Source organism: Clostridium sp. AF27-2AA (genome assembly GCF_003478505.1).
GTDB lineage: Bacteria > Bacillota > Clostridia > Lachnospirales > Lachnospiraceae > Brotaphodocola.
Window position 1 is genome coordinate 1 of record NZ_QUFI01000083.1, and the last position, 569, is coordinate 569.

The 569-nt window shown below is 51.1% G+C and carries 1 protein-coding gene; it reads left to right on the forward strand.

Annotated elements, in window-relative coordinates:
• Positions 1-152: 152 nt before the first annotated feature.
• Positions 153-569 (forward strand): CHC2 zinc finger domain-containing protein (locus DWY84_RS17195; RefSeq protein WP_118534485.1); only part of this gene is annotated, 417 nt, incomplete at its 3' end.

A 569-nucleotide genomic window follows, 5' to 3' on the forward strand; every position in this document is an offset into this window, starting at 1 on the left:
GTCTTGCAGGATAAGGCAGACGAGAAAAAAGCACAAAGAACTGCCCCGGAGCAGACAAAACACAAACAACAGGATATGGAACTTTAACAGGCACTTGCCATTTTCAATCAGAGAATGTCAGGTGCTTTTCTTTTTTTCAAGGAGGGATAGATTTGAATGTATTTGAAGCTGTGAAGCAGTCCGTCACAACAAGACAGGCTGCGGAGCATTATGGAATCCGTGTAGGCCGGAACGGGATGGCTTGTTGCCCGTTCCATAACGATAAAACCCCAAGCATGAAGCTGGATCGGCGTTACCACTGCTTCGGCTGCGGTGCGGATGGGGATGTGATTGATTTTGCCGCCGCCCTGTATGGGCTGGGAAAGAAAGAAGCCGCCGTACAGCTGGCACAGGACTTCGGGCTTTCCTATGAGGACTGGAAACCGCCGGGGAAGGTAAAAAAGCCCAAGCCCCTGCAGAAATCCCCGGAGGAACAGTTTCAGGAAGCAAAAAACCGCTGCTTCCGTATTCTTGCCGATTATCTCCATCTGCTTCGGGCATGGAGAAAGGATTATGCCCCGCACTCCCCG